This window comes from Streptomyces sp. GL_141, from assembly GCF_057834385.1.
Genome location: NZ_CM174402.1, coordinates 8,642,011 through 8,655,876, shown reverse-complemented (window position 1 = coordinate 8,655,876; position 13,866 = coordinate 8,642,011). Strand labels below are relative to the sequence as shown.

Below are 13,866 nucleotides of genomic sequence, written 5' to 3'. Positions count from 1 at the left end.
CGGTACCGTTCCGGACCTGCGCCGTCCCGTGGACGGTGGGCCGACGGCTACGCGCCGACGTTCCCCTCCAGGTGGGCGAGCGCCGCCTCGGCCTCCTCGGCGAAGAACACCAGGTCGGTCAGGGGCACGGGGAGGAAGCCTTCTTCCTCCATGCGCCGGAACTGCTCCTTGAGGCCGTCGTAGAACCCCGCCGTATTGAGGATCACCACCGGCTTCGTGGTCTTCCCGTGCTTCTTGAGTTCGAGGATCTCGGTCGCCTCGTCCAGCGTCCCGGTCCCGCCGACCAGGATGGCGACCGCGTCCGCCTTGGCCAGGAGCAGCGCCTTGCGTTCGGCGAGATCGCCGGCGATCACCATCTCGTCGGCGTTCTCGCGGGCCTTCGCCGCCAGGAAGTCGACCGAGACGCCCACGAGTCGCCCGCCCGCCGCCTGGACACCGTCCGCCACCACCTTCATCAGGCCGCTCTCGGAGCCGCCCCACACCAGCGTGTGACCCGCCTTGCCGAGGAGCTCGGCGAACTCCCGGGCCGGGAGCGTGTAGCGCTCGTCGAGTTCGGCGGCCGAGAGGAAGACGCACATGTTCATGCCTCGACAGTACGAGGCCGGGGGCCGGCCGTGAGGCGCGGGTCGGTGGGGCGGTGGGGGCGGTGGGCGGTGGGGACGCCGCCGGCCCGGGCTCAGCCCCTTCCGGGCCGGGCCGGGCCGGGCCGGGCCGGGAAGGCTCGCCCGGTCCGGAAGTTCGGCTCAGGCCGTGACCGGCAGGTCGACGGCCGGGAAGTCGACTTCGGTGCGGGCCACGGAGTTGAAGTAGTTCGTGAAGATGTTCAGCGCCACGGCGCCGATGATCTCGCCGATCTCCCCGTCGCCGTACCCCGCGGCGCGCACGGCCTCGATGTCGGCGTCGGCGACGAAGCCCTTGGTGCGCAGCACGGATCGGGCGAAGAGCAGGGCGGCCGCGGCCTTGGGGTCCGAGGCGTGGGCGTGGCCGCCGACGGCGAGGTCCTCGGCGGAGACCCCGGCGCGGGCACCGAGCACGTGGTGGGCCGCGTAGCAGTAGTCGCACGAGTTCTCGGCCGCCGAGACGAGGGCGATCTGCTCCCGGAGCGAGCCGGGCAGCAGCCCCTTGGACAGGGCACCGCCGAAGGACAGGTAGCCGTCCAGGACGGCCGGCGAGGCCGCCATCGCCCGCATCATGTTCGGCGTCACGCCGAGCGCACGCTCCACAGGAGGTACTGCCGTGCCGACCGCCGACCCAGCCTACACCGATGGCCCGGTGGCTCCTCAGCTGCCGCCCGATCTGGCGGCGCAGGAGCTGCCCGGGACGTCGGGAGACCGGTCCGACCTCGACCGGCGTCTCGCCTCGGCGCTCGAACGCGCGGGCCACGCACTGCGCACGCTGATCTGGACCCAGGCCACCGCTCACGGGCTCAGCCCGATCCAGGTCCAACTCCTGCTACGCCTGGGGGTCGAGCCTCCCGAGCGGCGCCGGGTCGGCACGCTCGCCGCCGAGTTCGACCTCTCCGCGGCCACCGTCAGCGAAGCCCTGTCCACCCTGCGCCGCAAGGGCCTCGTCGAGAAGCAGCCCGTAGCCGGAGACAAGCGCGGCCACGTCATGGCGCCGACCGAGGCGGGCCTCGCCACGGCCGCCGCCCTCGCCCACTGGCCCGACCCCGTCGCCACCCACCTGGCGACCCTGCCCGTCGAGGACAAGGGCGCCGCCCTGCGCCTGGTCCTCGACCTGGTCGGGCACCTCGCCGACACCGGCGTACTGTCCGTCGCCCGGACCTGCACCACCTGCCGCTTCTTCCGGCGCGACGAGCATGACGATTCCCGGCGCCCGCACCACTGCGCCCTGCTGGACGCCCCGATCGGCGACCCGGACTTGCGCGTGGACTGCGCCCAACACCAGTCGGCTCAAGGAGTCAATGGTCCCGCCGCGCCATCGACTCGGTGAACATGCGGCCCTGAAACGGGGGCTGACGGGAGAAGGAAATCGAGCCGTCGAACCAGCTCGGCCGGGACCGATGGGTCGTGGAGCGGACGGTGTCCTGACCCTCAGGCTGCCGTCGCTTACCCCGGTGCCATGAACGCAAGGCCGAACACTTCCTGGCGTTCGCAGGCATCGCTGCGGCCCTCTTCTGCTTCCGCCGCTTGAAGATGAACGCCCAGCCGGCTCCACGGCTCCTGCAAGATGGCTCAAGTGAGCGAATCGACTGAGCAGGTGCAGACCACAGATCGCCTCTGGCAGGAATTCCGCCAAGAGCCCTTCCCCGACAGCCTGCGACGTGCCACGTTCGGGGGCACAGACGTGTGGCTCATCGAGTTGGACATCGCCGGCTGTGCTCTTCGCTGGCTCGACAACAGCGGCACTCTCGACTCGAAGAACAGCACCCTCCTGCAGAGCCGCATCGAGGACCTGGACCGAGTCATCCCCGAGGTCAATGACCCTGTAGCAGTCCAGTACTGCCAGCGGTTGCACCAGCTCGCTGTGCTCGTGTCGGGGAACCTGCCCAACACCACATGAGATGGGGCCTAAGCCGACTTGCTCCCGGGAGGGGAGGGGAGGCCGGCGGCCGTGTCCGCTCGGAAGGCTCGTCGGTAGGCGGCGGGGGTGGTGCGCAGGGCCTCGTGGAAGCGTCGGCGCAGGTTGACGGCCGAGGAGAGGCCGACCCGGTGGGCGATGGTTTCCACGGGCAGGTCGGTCTCCTCCAGCAGGGCCCGGGTGGCGGCGATCCGGCGGTCCAGGAGCCAGCGTCCGGGGCTGATCCCCAACTGCTCGGTGAAGCGCCGGGTCAGCGTGCGGGCCGAGACCTAGGCGTGGACCGCCATCTCGGCGATGCTGACCGGCTGGTCCAGCCGTCCGGTCAGCCATTCCAGCAGCGGGGCCAGCGAGTCGGCGACCGGCCCGGACGTGGGCAGTTCGGCGTACTGCAGCTGGCAGCCCTCGCGGTGCGGCGGCATCACCATCTGGCGGGCGATGCGCATGGCGTACGCGGCGCCCTGGTCGGTGCGCACCAGGTGCAGGCAGAGGTCCACGCCGGCCGCCGATCCGGCGCTGGTCGCGACGTCGCCGTGGTCCACGTACAGGACGGCGGGGTCGACCCTGACCCTCGGGAACCGGGCGGCCAGTTCAGGGGCCTGGGCCCAGTGGGTGGCGGCCCGGCGATCGTCCAGCAGTCCGGCGGCAGCGAGGACGAAGGCTCCCGAGCAGATGCCGACGACGCGGGCGCCTCGGGCATGTGCCCGGCGGACCGCCGCGATCAGGGCTGTCGACACCGCGGTGCCGGCGGGCTGTTGCCAGCCGGGGATCAGTACGGTGTCCGCGCACTCCAAGGCGTCCAGGCCTGTCGTGACCAGGAGGTCGTAGCCGGCCTGGGTGCGTACCGGGCCGGGGTGCTCGGTGCAGACCTCGAACGCGTAGCGGGCGGGGATGGCCGGGCTGTGGTCGGCGAACACCTCGGTCGCGCAGGCCAGCGGGAAGGTCGACTGCGGGGGCTGGAGCACGGCCACGACCCGGTGGAGCACCGGGGACTTCGGCGGCGTACGAGGTGTCATGGCGCGAAAGTACCCCATCGTGTCGTTCAGGACACTGGAGCGAACTCATTGGTCTAGTCCAGCATCGTCCTGTGACCATCGCGCAGACACCGAAGCAGACCGTCCCGAGCGTCCAGAGCGACCTGCAGACCACCGTTCAGATCGATCCGCCAACCGGCGGGCCTCCGTTGTGGGACCGGCGGTTCACGCTCTACTTCACCGCACGTGCGGTCTCCTTGGTCGGCGACGCGATGATGCCGGTGGCCGCCGCACTCGCGGTCGGCCCGCTGTACGGGATCTCCGGGGTCGGCTTGGTACTGGGGACCTGGACCGGGACGTTCGTCCTCCTGGTCCTGTTCGGCGGGGTGTTCGCCGACCGGGTGGGCGCGCGCCGGATGATGGTCGGCGCGGACCTCGTCCGGGTGCTCACCCAGGGCGTGCTGGCTGCCGCGTTCTTCGCCGGGACGCCGCCGTTCTGGCTGCTGGTGACCATGGCGGCCGTGGCCGGCGCGGCCGTCGCGATGTTCCAGCCGGGCGTGAACGGCATGGTCCCGCTGGTCGCACGGGAGCCGCAGCGGGCCAACGCCACGCTCAAGGTGGCCGACGCGCTCGCCCAACTGCTCGGCCCGGCGCTGGCGGGGCTGCTGATCGTGCTGACCGGTGCCGGGACCGTTTACGCGATCGACGCGGGCACCTTCGTGCTCAGCGCCCTGTGCTTGGGGCTCATCCGCTTCGCCCCGGCGGGCACGTCCACGGGGACCGTGGCCGGCTCCGGCTCCGGCGTCGGCGTCGGCGTCGGCGTCGGCGTCGGCGTCGGCCGGAAGAGTTCGCTCCGCCGCGACCTGCGTCAGGGCTGGCGGGAGTTCCGCTCGCGTACCTGGATGTGGGCGGTGATCCTGATCTGGGTGGTCTACGGCGTACTGCTCTTCGGCCCGCTGGTGCCGCTGAGCTCAGCACTGATCGGAGCCCGGCTCGGCCCGAACGCCTACGGCCTGGCCGTCTCCTCCCTCGGTGTCGGCACGGTGCTCGGCGGCATGCTGGCCCTGCGGCTGCGCCCGGGCCGGCCGCTGGCGGCCGGCGCGGTGGCCATGGTGCTGTTCACCGTGCTGCCGCTCTGCGTGGCCTTGGGTGCCGGACTGCCCGTGCTGCTGGCCGGCCACGTCATCGGGGGCGGCGCCTGGGCGTTCTGGTCGGTGATGTGGGCGACGAGCGTCCAGACCCACACGCCCCCGGGGGTCCTCAACCGGGTCACCGCCTACGAGCTGGCCGGCTCGGTGTCCGGCATCGCGCTCGGCCAGATCCTGGCGGGCCCGGCCACCGAGCTGGCCTCCCCGGAAACGCTGCTCCTGGTCTCGGCGGGCACCTGCCTGGCGGGCTGCGTGGCGCTCCTCGCGATCCCGGCCATCCGCACCCTGCGCCGCATCGCTCACGCGGACGGCGGCAGACCGCCGGCGCTCGCCGTTCCGGACGGAGGCTGAGCGGACCCACCGCCACGCGATCACCCGGCGTACGCCGGCCCGGCGGACCGGCCGGTTACTCCTCGGACTCGGGCTGGGCGATGTCGAAGAGGATGACGGCCAGCTCGTGCACCACCTCCTCGACGGCCAGGACCTGCGTGCGGACCGGTGCCGGCAGGTGCACCCGCTCCCACAGGTCCACCGGCCGGTCCGCGGGGCGAGCCGCCCACAGCTTCTCGAGGTCGGCCGCCATCTTCACCGTCACGTGCACCGCGTCGATCACGACGGAGCCGACGGCGTTGCCCAGCGGGTCTCCGGCGTCCCCCAGCGGGCCGTACGCCACGAACTCGGGCAACTCGGTGACGGCGAGGTAGGTGGAGCTGATGTGGGGCATCCGCAGCACCCGTTGCACCCAGGCCGGGCCGGGAAACCCCTCGGGCAGGCTCGGAAAGTCCGGCTCGGCCACCAGCGTGTGGTGCAGGATCCCCGCGAACCTGCGGTGTTCGGGGGTGGGAGTCCACAGGCCCCCGCGTAGCGCCAGCCGGAGCCGGTCGATCTCGGCCCGGGCACGGGACACGGAGCCCGCCCATTCCGGCTCGAGGTCCGGGATACCTGCGGCCCGAACCGCGCGGGCCCGATCTCCGATGGTCAGCGGGGGCGGCTCCGTCCCCTCGCCGGTGTCCCCCGGCTCCCGTTCGCCGGCGATGTGCGCCATGACGTGGTCGGCAAGGACTTGGCGGGCCAGGCACTGACGCTTCTCGTCCCCGACGAACTCGAGCCAGCCCGCCTCCGTGCGCTGCCGCGCCTCGCCGGTCTCCAGCGGCCCCTGGTGCAGGCGCCCGGTGTACGCGCCGTCGACCCAGCCGAGCAGGGTGGGCAGTTCGACGTCGTCGACCAGGACGTCCGCCTCGCGGGCGGCGCGGCACGCCGCGAGCGCCAGCAGCGCGACGACGCGCATCCACACGGAGTTGAACTCCGCGGCGTCGGGCGCGTCCGGGCGGCCAGGGCGCGGTCCCCTCGGGCCGGGCTCGGCCCGGTTGTCGTAGCCGGTCGACCACACCACCAGCGCCCCGCAGGACATCACGGCCCGCCGCCACGCCACCGTCCCGTACGCGAGCTCATTGCGCCGCTCCCAGCCCTGCCCATCGGCCACGATCCACCCCTCCCACGGGGTCGGCCTCCTGCCGAATCCCTTGGGAGGCTAACCGCCGCCCGCATGAGCTGCAGGACTTCCCGTAGATCGCCGCCTCCGGACCCCGGAGCGCCGGAGCGCCGGAGCTTCCGGGACAGGGTGACCCTGCGGGGTTGCCCGCGTCACGAAGACGGCGTCAGGAGGATTCGGTTGCACCCTCCCGGACGGGATCCTCGGATTCCAGGTCGTCCGCACTTCTCCGGGCAGCGCCGAGCAGTGCCGCTTCGGCCCGGCGGTTGCTGGTCATGGTGGCAGTGACGGCGAATCCGGTCGGCGACTTCCGTGCGGTCGATGTCACTTGGCGCCCTCGCCGGTGGCCTGGTCACCCTGCGGCGGGTGGAAGAGTGCGAGGACGAGTGACGCGTCCGGCAGTGCCGGATCGGACAACTCCCGGTATTTGTCCGCCAATGCGTCCAGTCGCGCCCCCAGCTCCGCGACCTGCTCCCTCGGTGAGGCGCAGATGGGCCATCCGTACGTGCCGCTCGCCCGCCGCCGGCGCTGCTTCCAGGTCCGCCACCGCATGTCTCATCAGCAGGTCGGGACCGCCCTCGCCCGGATCCGGCAGCACGATCGACCGCGCGGCCATCGCGTAGTAGCACCCTGGACCGCCTGGCCCGGCCGGCCCGCAGGCCGGAACGGGCTGGACGGAGCCCGACCCGCGCCCCGTTGCCGTGGGCCACGGCCCAACCGGCGCAGGCCGCAGGGCGCACTGTCCCCGCGGCCTGCCGGGGCGAAGGCCGGGCGTTCCCCGGCGAGTCGCGTCCTAGACCGTCTAGGTTCTGTTTCCTGGATCAGGTGCGGAGCCAGATCGTCAGGGCTGCGATGGTGACGGTTCCGAGGTAGACGTAGGCGCGTTTGTCGTAGCGGGTGGCGACTGCCCGGAAGTTCTTGAGGCGGTTGATCGCCCGCTCGACGACATTCCGTTTCTTATACCGGTCCTTGTCGAACCCGGTCGGGCGTCCGCCGGCCGAGCCGCGCCTGCGGCGGTTGGCCCGCTGGTCCTTGGGCTCGGGAATGGTGTGCCGGATCTTGAGTTTCCGCAGATAGCGGCGGTTGCTCCGGGAGCTGTACGCCTTGTCGGCGCTGACGCTGTCGGGCCGGGTTCGGGGCCGCCCCGGCCCAGTGCAGGGCACCAAGATCTTCTCCAGCACCGCCTCGAACTGCGGGCTGTCCCCGCACTGCCCGGCCGTGAGGATCAGCGACAGCGGGCGACACCGGCCGTCAGCGGACAGGTGGATCTTCGTGGTGAAGCCGCCCCGCGAGCGCCCTAAGCACTCGCCTGCCGCACCACCTCCGCCAGGCGGGCAGACAGCCTCCGCAGCACCGGATCGCCCTGGTTTGCCCCGCTGTTGGCCCCCTTTTGGGGAGCAATCGGCGGCGGGGCCACCTTCCTCGCGCCAGCCGCATGCTGGTGGGCACGTGCCGTGGTGGAGTCCACCGACACGTCCCAGTCGATCCTGCCCGCGGAGTTCTCCGCGGCCTGCACCCGCGTCAGCAGCAACTGCCACGTTCCATCGGCCGACCAGCGGCGATGCCGTTTGTAGACCGTCTCCCACGGCCCGAACCGCTCCGGCAGATCCCGCCACGGCACACCGGTCCGCACCCGGAACAACACCCCGTTGATGACCTTCCGGTGCTCGCTCCACCGGCCACCACGCGCCCCGCCACGAGGCAGGAACGGCTCCAGCCGCTCCCACTCCGCAGTCGTCAGATCTCCCCGCCCCACCATGCCGACCAGCCTGAACCCCACAGCATGATCACGTCAGGAGATCCAGGAAACAGAACCTAGGCGGACCTGCGGCGCAGGAACATGCGTACGGCGAACACGATCCCGACCACCACGATCACGAGCAGCAGGATGACGAGCAGGTTCTTGAAGAGCCCGCCCTTCTTCTTGCTCTTCTTTTTCTTCTTGCTCCCGGTGGTGGCCTGGACCCGGGACGACGTCGGTGCGCCCAGGACGGTCACCGGGCCGGCACCGGCCGAGAGGGGGATCTGCTGGAGGGCCGCGGCCGCCGGAGCCTGCCGGGCGGCCGGCGCGACTGCCGTGGCGGTCGCCGCCGGGCCCAGCAGCAACCCGGCGAGCACGAAGAACGGCACCAGTGTGGTCATCGCCGCACGGGAACGCTTCCTCGGAGTGTGATGGTTCGTCACTGTTTCCCCCTGTTGTTCGATGACCCGTCAAGGGCCCGGCAGAACGCGGGCAGAAGGGGTCTTGCAGCATCGTCGGCGAGGGCGGCCGCCCCGGCAAGGGGTTCAGCCCTCGGAGCCGGTCGGTTTCCCGGCCTCGCTCGTCGCCGCATCCGCCCGCGTCGCCGCCCCGATCAGGGCGGCGTCGAGCAAGCTGGTGGGGTACATGCCGTCGGGTCGGCCGATGCCGGCGAAGGGAAGGGGTGCCGTGGAGCGTACGACCTGTTGTGTGGTGGGCGGCGGACCCGCCGGGATGGTGCTCGCCCTGCTGCTCGCCCGGGCCGGGGTGGAGGTCACCGTGCTGGAGAAGCACGGCGACTTCCTGCGCGATTTCCGCGGCGACACCGTGCACCCGTCCACCCTGTCCCTGCTGGACGACATCGGCCTCGCCGAGCGGTTCGCGCGGCTGCCGCAACGTCGGGTGACCTCGGTGCAGCTGCCCATCGGGCCCGACCGCTCCCTGGTCACGGTCGGGGACATCGGGGCGCTGCCCGGGAAGTACAACTACATCGCGATGGTGCCGCAGTGGGACCTGCTCGACCTGCTCGCCGACGAGGCGCGCAAGGAACCCTCCTTCCGGCTGCGCATGAACACCGAGGCGACCTCCTTCCTGATGGAGCACGGCCGGGTCGCCGGCGTGCGGTACCGCACCGCGGACGGCGCCACCGGTGAGCTCAGGGCCACGCTGACCGTGGCCTGCGACGGCCGCGGATCCTTCGCCAGGGCGCTGCCCGAGCTCGGCCTGGAGGGCTTCCCGTGCCCGATGGACGCCTGGTGGTTCCGGCTGCCGCGCCACGAGAGCGATCCCAGCGGGCTCGTGGGGGGCCTGGGCGAACGGTTCTTCAGCGCGCTCATCGACCGCGGCGACTACTGGCAGTGCGCGGGGCTCATCCCCAAGGGAACCGATGCCGAGCGCCGCTCGGAGGGTCTGGACCGGTTCATGGCCCAGTTCGCGCAGGCCGTCCCGTGGCTGGCCGACCGGGCGCACTCGGTCACCTCCTGGGACGAGGTCAAGCTGCTCGACGTACGGCTGGAGCGGCTGCGCCGCTGGCACCGGCCGGGGCTGCTGTGCATCGGCGACGCCGCCCATGCCATGTCGCCGGTCTTCGGCATCGGCATCAACCTCGCCGTGCAGGACGCGGTGGCGGCGGCCCGCTACCTCGTGGGACCGCTGCGCGCGGGGACCGTGGGGCTGCACGACGTACGCCGCGTACAACGCCGCCGCATGCCCACGACGGTGGCGACCCAGGGCCTGCAACGCCTGGCCCACACCCGGGTCATCGCACCGCTGCTGGCCGGGCGGACCGCATTCGGCCACCCGCGGGCGGCGAAGCGGCTGACGGAGCTCGTCACCGGCTCGCGGTGGCTGAACCGGGTGCCGGCCTACTTCATCGGCTACGGGGCCCTGCGGGAGCGGCCGCCGGTGGAATCGATCCGCGGCGGCGGCCCCGTAGGGCGGGAGGCGTCGTGAGCCCCGCACGTTCGCGTGCGGGGCTACGCTCCACAGGATGGAACGCGCAGAGGTCCTCAAGCGAGTGATCGGCATCCTCACCGAAGCCCAGGACATCCGCCGGGCCGTCGAATCCGAGCGGGACACGGACGGAGACGGCGGATCCGGTGAAGGAGACGGGGGCGAAGACGGAGGCGGAGACGGAGGCCGTGCCGGTGATGCCGTCGAGGCCACGGCCGGAGTGGCCTCGACCCTCCTGAACGAGATGCTGCCGTCGATCAGCGTGCCGGCCGACGCGTCTCCACAGCAGGTCGCGGCGGCGGTGGCCGAGGCCCTCGGTCCGGCGCTGCACACGATGGTCTCCGGATTCAGCCTGGCGTTCACCAGCCTCGCGATCGCTCACGACGGCGGGCGTACGGACGTGTCCGCGATCCAGGTCCTCCAGGAACTCGCCCTCGAGGTCGAGGCCGGGACCTACGACGAACGTCCGTAGGAGCGGCCCCTGTCCGTGGGTGAGGGCGGCGCCACCGATAAAACTTCTACAGAATGTTGACGCACCTCTATCGGAAAGACGTCGGCCCGATGGACGATTCTCGTACCCTCCCCGCCTTCACCTGACCGACCGTCAGCGCGGGGAAGGGCGATCCCCCCCTCGTTCGTTGGGAGGCCACACGCCATGAACCCGCTCAGCGAGTGTCCCGAACCCGTCCCGACCTCCTTACCCGAAGTCCGATTGCCCTCGCCCGTGCCACGGGCACCCAGCCGCCGCGGCATCCTGGGCGGCCTCGGAATGGCCGCGGCCGCCCCGCTCGTGCTGGGCGCCGGGAGGAGCCGTCCGCACGGGGGACCACCCTCGGGGCAAGCCGTCGTCCTCAGGAACGCCGCCCTCGTGCTGACCATGGACCCCGCCCTCGGCGACGGCCCTCTGGGTACGGTCGAGCACGCGGACGTCCACATGCGCGGCGGCGCCATCGCGGCCGTGGGCAGACGGTTGCCCACACCGCCCGGCACCCGGGTGATCGATGCCGCCGGTCACCTGGTGATGCCGGGATTCGTCGACGTGCACACCCACCTGTGGCAGTCGTCGATGCGGGGCGGCTGCGCCGACCGCGACCTCTTCGGCTGGCTGGCCGACTGCAACCGGGCGACGTTCTCCCGGATCACGCCCGCGGACATGTACCGCTTCGTCCGCCTCGGCGCCCTCGACTCCGTACAGTCCGGCGTGACCACGCTCGTGGACTGGGTGGACGCCCTCCCGTACGACACGACGGTGCAGTACGTGCGCGCCCTGGCCGACACGGGTGTGCGCTTCACCTACGCGATGTTCCAGGCCGAGCGGGAAGCCTCGCTGATCACCCGGACGAAGAAGGAGCTCATCGACCCGCTCCCGCTCGCCTCGGCCCAGGTCGCCACCCATGCGGCGGGGGCCATCAGGGGTCTCAACCGGCTGCATTGGGAGATCGCCCGAGACCTCGGGGTCATGCTCAACAGCCATGTCCTCGAACGCTCCGAGCAGCGCGCGGACGACCCGATCGGCACCCTCACGGACATCGGCGCACTGGGCCCGCACCTCCTCATGAACCATGCGATCCACCTCACCGACGACGAGATCGCAGCGGTCGCCGCGCACGACGTGCGGGTCGCGCACTGTCCGCTCAGCAACATGCGCCTCGCCTCGGGGATCATGCGACTGCCGGACCTCGGCCGACGCGGGGTCAAGGCCGGGCTCGGCCAGGACGGCGGGACCAACGACACCTCGGACTTCTTCGGCCTCATGAAGGCGGCCATCGGTCTCCAGCGCGCACGCGCACTGGACTCCTCGGTGTTCCCCCAGGTGCACGACGTGCTGCGCCTCGCCACGCTCGGCGGCGCCGAAGCGATCGGCATGGCCGGCACGGTGGGCTCCCTGAGCCCCGGCAAGCGCGCCGACGTCATCGCGATCGACCCGGCCGCGCTCAACTTCGCGCCGCGGTTCGACTGGATCAACCAGATCGTCTTCAACGGCCGCCCGGAGAACGTCCGCGCGGTCTTCGTGGACGGCCGTCCCCTCAAGCTCGACGGCCGCCTCGTCGGCATCGACACCGACCGCGTCGTCCGGGAAGCGGAGTCCGCCGCCACCCGCCTGCGCACCGCCTCCTGAACCGAGCAGGGCCCCGGGGGCGCTCGACGCACCCACGGGGCCCTGCCCACTCATGTCCGCGATCCTCAGGACGTCAGGAGGGCGCTATCAACGGCCTTGGAGGGCCTTGACGTTGTCACCGAAGGTCCAGCCCTTCGAGCCGTCCCAGTTGACCGACCACGTCATGAGCCCCTTCAGCGAACCGCCGAAGGCGTTCCACGACTGGCTGACCAGGCTCGGCGTCATGTAGCCGCCGCCCGCTCCGGTCTGGGCCGGCAGGCCGGGGACCTGCTTGTCGTACGGCACCTTGATGGTGGTGCCCTGGATGGTCAGACCGTTGTTCAGGCAGGTGGTCTGGGCGGTGAAGCCCTGCACGGTGCCGGCCTGGTAGGAGTCACCGGAGCACCCGTACATGCTGCCGTTGTAGTACTGCACGTTCAGCCACCACAGCCGGCCGTTGTCGGCGTACTTCTTGATGATCGGCAGGTAGGAGCCCCAGATCGATCCGTAGGTGACGCTGCCGCCGGTGACGTACGCGGTTTCGGGGGCCATCGTCAGGCCGAAGCCCGCGGGCATCTGGGCCAGTACGCCGTCGATGATGCGGATCAGGTTGGCCTGGGACGCGGACAGCGTGTTGATGTTGCCGCTTCCGGTCAGGCCCGTCTCGATGTCGATGTCGATTCCGTCGAAGTTGTACTTCTTCAGGATCGGCACGACGGTCGCCACGAACTTGTCGGCGACGGTGCTGGAACTCAGGTCGATGCCCGCGGTGGCGCCGCCGATCGACATCAGGATCGTCGCCCCGGCCGCCTTGGCCTGGCACATCTCGGCGGGGGTCGCGACCTTGACGCCGGTGTCCATGCCGTCCTGCCACTGGACGGTGCCGTCCGAGAGGATCACCGGGAACGCGGCGTTGATGACGTTGTAGCCGTGCGCGGCTATCCGGCTGTCCGTGATGGGCACCCAGCCCATGCCCGGGTGGACGCCGTTCGCGGCGCCGTCCCAGTTCTCCCAGTAACCCTGCAGGACCTTGCCCGCCGGCTTGGGCTTCGTGGCGCAGGTATCGCCGGGTGGGGCGGTGGTCGGCGGGGCCGTGGTCGGGGGCACCGTGGTCGGCGGGGTGGTCGTCGGGGGCGCGGTGGTGGGAGGCGCGGTGGTCGGCGGCACGGTGGTGGGCGGGACGGTCGGTGTGGGGCTGCTGCCGCCCGGACCGACGAGCGATACGTCGTCCGCGTGGTACGCGGGCTGCCCGTACCAGCCGTGCAGGTAGACGGTCACCGAGGTGGTGCCCGGCCCCGTGGTGAAGCCGACGCTGAGCCGGCCGTACGACGGGCTGCTCGGCGTCCAGGTCGACGTGGTTCCGGTGAGGCCGGTGCCGGTGGCGCCCAGGTAGACGTAGCTGCCCTGAACGTATGCACTCAGTGTGTACGGGGAGTTGGGCTGCACGCTGACGGTCTGGACGCACTGGGCGTTGTCCTGGCCGGACGGCGTGGCCTTGAGGGCGGAGGCCCCCGAACGGACCGGAGTGCCGACGGCCACTCCGGAGCCTCCGGAGCAGGTCCAGGCGGAGAGGCCGTTCTCGAAGCCGGAGTTGACCACCAGGTTGGTGGCGACGGCCTCGTTGGTCGCGGCGCCGGCCGTGACGGCCCCGGCCGCGGCGATGCCGGCACCGATGACGGCGGCGGCGCTCACTCCGGCGAGGGAGCGGTTCAGGACGCTCGCTCCGCGCTTGGCGCGGCCGGTCCGGTCCACGCGGGGGCCGAAGTCGGCCGGCGGGCGCGGAGTACGTGATCTCCGACGGAACATGGTGTGCTCCATTCAGGCCGAGCGTCATGGGCATGACCGACGCGTGGGGGCGTGACGCCCGGCTCCGGGTGAGGTGGGGACAGGTGGGGCTGTGCCGACCGGATCGTAGGAGCAACGAC

Annotated in this window: 11 protein-coding genes and 5 pseudogenes; 7 read left to right on the top strand and 9 right to left on the bottom strand. The window is 71.6% G+C overall.

Annotated features, from left to right (window positions below; genetic code table 11):
* Window positions 1–47 precede the first annotated feature (47 nt).
* Both AC3IX6_RS38500 and AC3IX6_RS38495 read right to left on the bottom strand, forming a co-directional pair.
* Entirely contained in the window at window positions 48–584 is a 537-nt protein-coding gene (locus AC3IX6_RS38500) for an LOG family protein (RefSeq protein ID WP_489367951.1), read from the bottom strand.
* A gap of 159 nt (window positions 585–743) precedes the next feature.
* Window positions 744–1,205 carry a carboxymuconolactone decarboxylase family protein gene (locus tag AC3IX6_RS38495; RefSeq protein ID WP_489367950.1) on the bottom strand — a complete coding sequence of 154 codons (462 nt, stop codon included), beginning with the start codon at window positions 1,203–1,205 and terminating at the stop codon, window positions 744–746.
* 67 nt (window positions 1,206–1,272) lie between these two features.
* Between AC3IX6_RS38495 and AC3IX6_RS38490 the strand changes: the two genes are divergently transcribed.
* From AC3IX6_RS38490 to AC3IX6_RS38480, 3 genes and pseudogenes are all read left to right on the top strand, one after another.
* Window positions 1,273–1,953, top strand: a complete 681-nt coding sequence (locus AC3IX6_RS38490; protein ID WP_489367949.1) for a MarR family winged helix-turn-helix transcriptional regulator — start codon at window positions 1,273–1,275, stop codon at window positions 1,951–1,953.
* A 47-nt stretch (window positions 1,954–2,000) separates the two neighbouring features.
* Window positions 2,001–2,216, top strand: a pseudogene (locus tag AC3IX6_RS38485) (hypothetical protein); the annotation flags it as partial.
* Window positions 2,200–2,523: a hypothetical protein gene (locus AC3IX6_RS38480; RefSeq protein ID WP_489367948.1), complete on the top strand. Its 324-nt coding sequence runs from the start codon at window positions 2,200–2,202 to the stop codon at window positions 2,521–2,523. The pseudogene AC3IX6_RS38485 and the gene AC3IX6_RS38480, both read left to right, overlap by 17 nt.
* An 8-nt stretch (window positions 2,524–2,531) precedes the next feature.
* Here AC3IX6_RS38480 and AC3IX6_RS38475 read toward each other — a convergent pair.
* Window positions 2,532–3,554: pseudogene (locus AC3IX6_RS38475) on the bottom strand (GlxA family transcriptional regulator).
* Between the two features lie 71 nt (window positions 3,555–3,625).
* Here AC3IX6_RS38475 and AC3IX6_RS38470 point away from each other — a divergent pair.
* Window positions 3,626–5,011 (top strand): MFS transporter, encoded by a 1,386-nt coding sequence (locus AC3IX6_RS38470; RefSeq protein ID WP_489367947.1) that lies wholly within the window; start codon window positions 3,626–3,628, stop codon window positions 5,009–5,011.
* 55 nt (window positions 5,012–5,066) lie between these two features.
* Here the strand turns inward: AC3IX6_RS38470 and AC3IX6_RS38465 are convergent, their stop codons facing one another.
* From AC3IX6_RS38465 to AC3IX6_RS38450, 4 genes and pseudogenes are all read right to left on the bottom strand, one after another.
* Entirely contained in the window at window positions 5,067–6,143 is a 1,077-nt protein-coding gene (locus AC3IX6_RS38465; protein WP_489367946.1) for a hypothetical protein, read from the bottom strand.
* A gap of 333 nt (window positions 6,144–6,476) precedes the next feature.
* Window positions 6,477–6,777: pseudogene (locus AC3IX6_RS38460) on the bottom strand (transcriptional regulator); the annotation flags it as partial.
* 196 nt (window positions 6,778–6,973) lie between these two features.
* Window positions 6,974–7,911, bottom strand: a pseudogene (locus AC3IX6_RS38455) (IS5 family transposase).
* Window positions 7,912–7,967: 56 nt separating this feature from the next.
* Window positions 7,968–8,294, bottom strand: a complete 327-nt coding sequence (locus AC3IX6_RS38450; RefSeq protein ID WP_489367945.1) for a hypothetical protein — start codon at window positions 8,292–8,294, stop codon at window positions 7,968–7,970.
* A 286-nt stretch (window positions 8,295–8,580) separates the two neighbouring features.
* Here AC3IX6_RS38450 and AC3IX6_RS38445 point away from each other — a divergent pair, with 286 nt between their 5' ends.
* The 3 genes from AC3IX6_RS38445 to AC3IX6_RS38435 all read left to right on the top strand — a co-directional run bounded on the left by AC3IX6_RS38445 (window position 8,581) and on the right by AC3IX6_RS38435 (window position 11,962).
* Window positions 8,581–9,843, top strand: coding sequence for an FAD-dependent oxidoreductase (locus AC3IX6_RS38445; protein WP_489367944.1), 1,263 nt, complete (start codon window positions 8,581–8,583; stop codon window positions 9,841–9,843).
* A gap of 37 nt (window positions 9,844–9,880) precedes the next feature.
* Window positions 9,881–10,315: a hypothetical protein gene (locus AC3IX6_RS38440; protein WP_489367943.1), complete on the top strand. Its 435-nt coding sequence runs from the start codon at window positions 9,881–9,883 to the stop codon at window positions 10,313–10,315.
* 252 nt (window positions 10,316–10,567) lie between these two features.
* Window positions 10,568–11,962, top strand: coding sequence for an amidohydrolase family protein (locus tag AC3IX6_RS38435; protein WP_489367942.1), 1,395 nt, complete (start codon window positions 10,568–10,570; stop codon window positions 11,960–11,962).
* Window positions 11,963–12,049: 87 nt separating this feature from the next.
* Here the strand turns inward: AC3IX6_RS38435 and AC3IX6_RS38430 are convergent, their stop codons facing one another.
* Both AC3IX6_RS38430 and AC3IX6_RS38425 read right to left on the bottom strand, forming a co-directional pair.
* Window positions 12,050–13,048, bottom strand: a complete 999-nt coding sequence (locus AC3IX6_RS38430) for a chitinase (RefSeq protein ID WP_489371691.1) — start codon at window positions 13,046–13,048, stop codon at window positions 12,050–12,052.
* A 159-nt stretch (window positions 13,049–13,207) separates the two neighbouring features.
* Window positions 13,208–13,747 (bottom strand): annotated as a pseudogene (locus AC3IX6_RS38425) (carbohydrate binding domain-containing protein); the annotation flags it as partial.
* Window positions 13,748–13,866 lie beyond the last annotated feature (119 nt).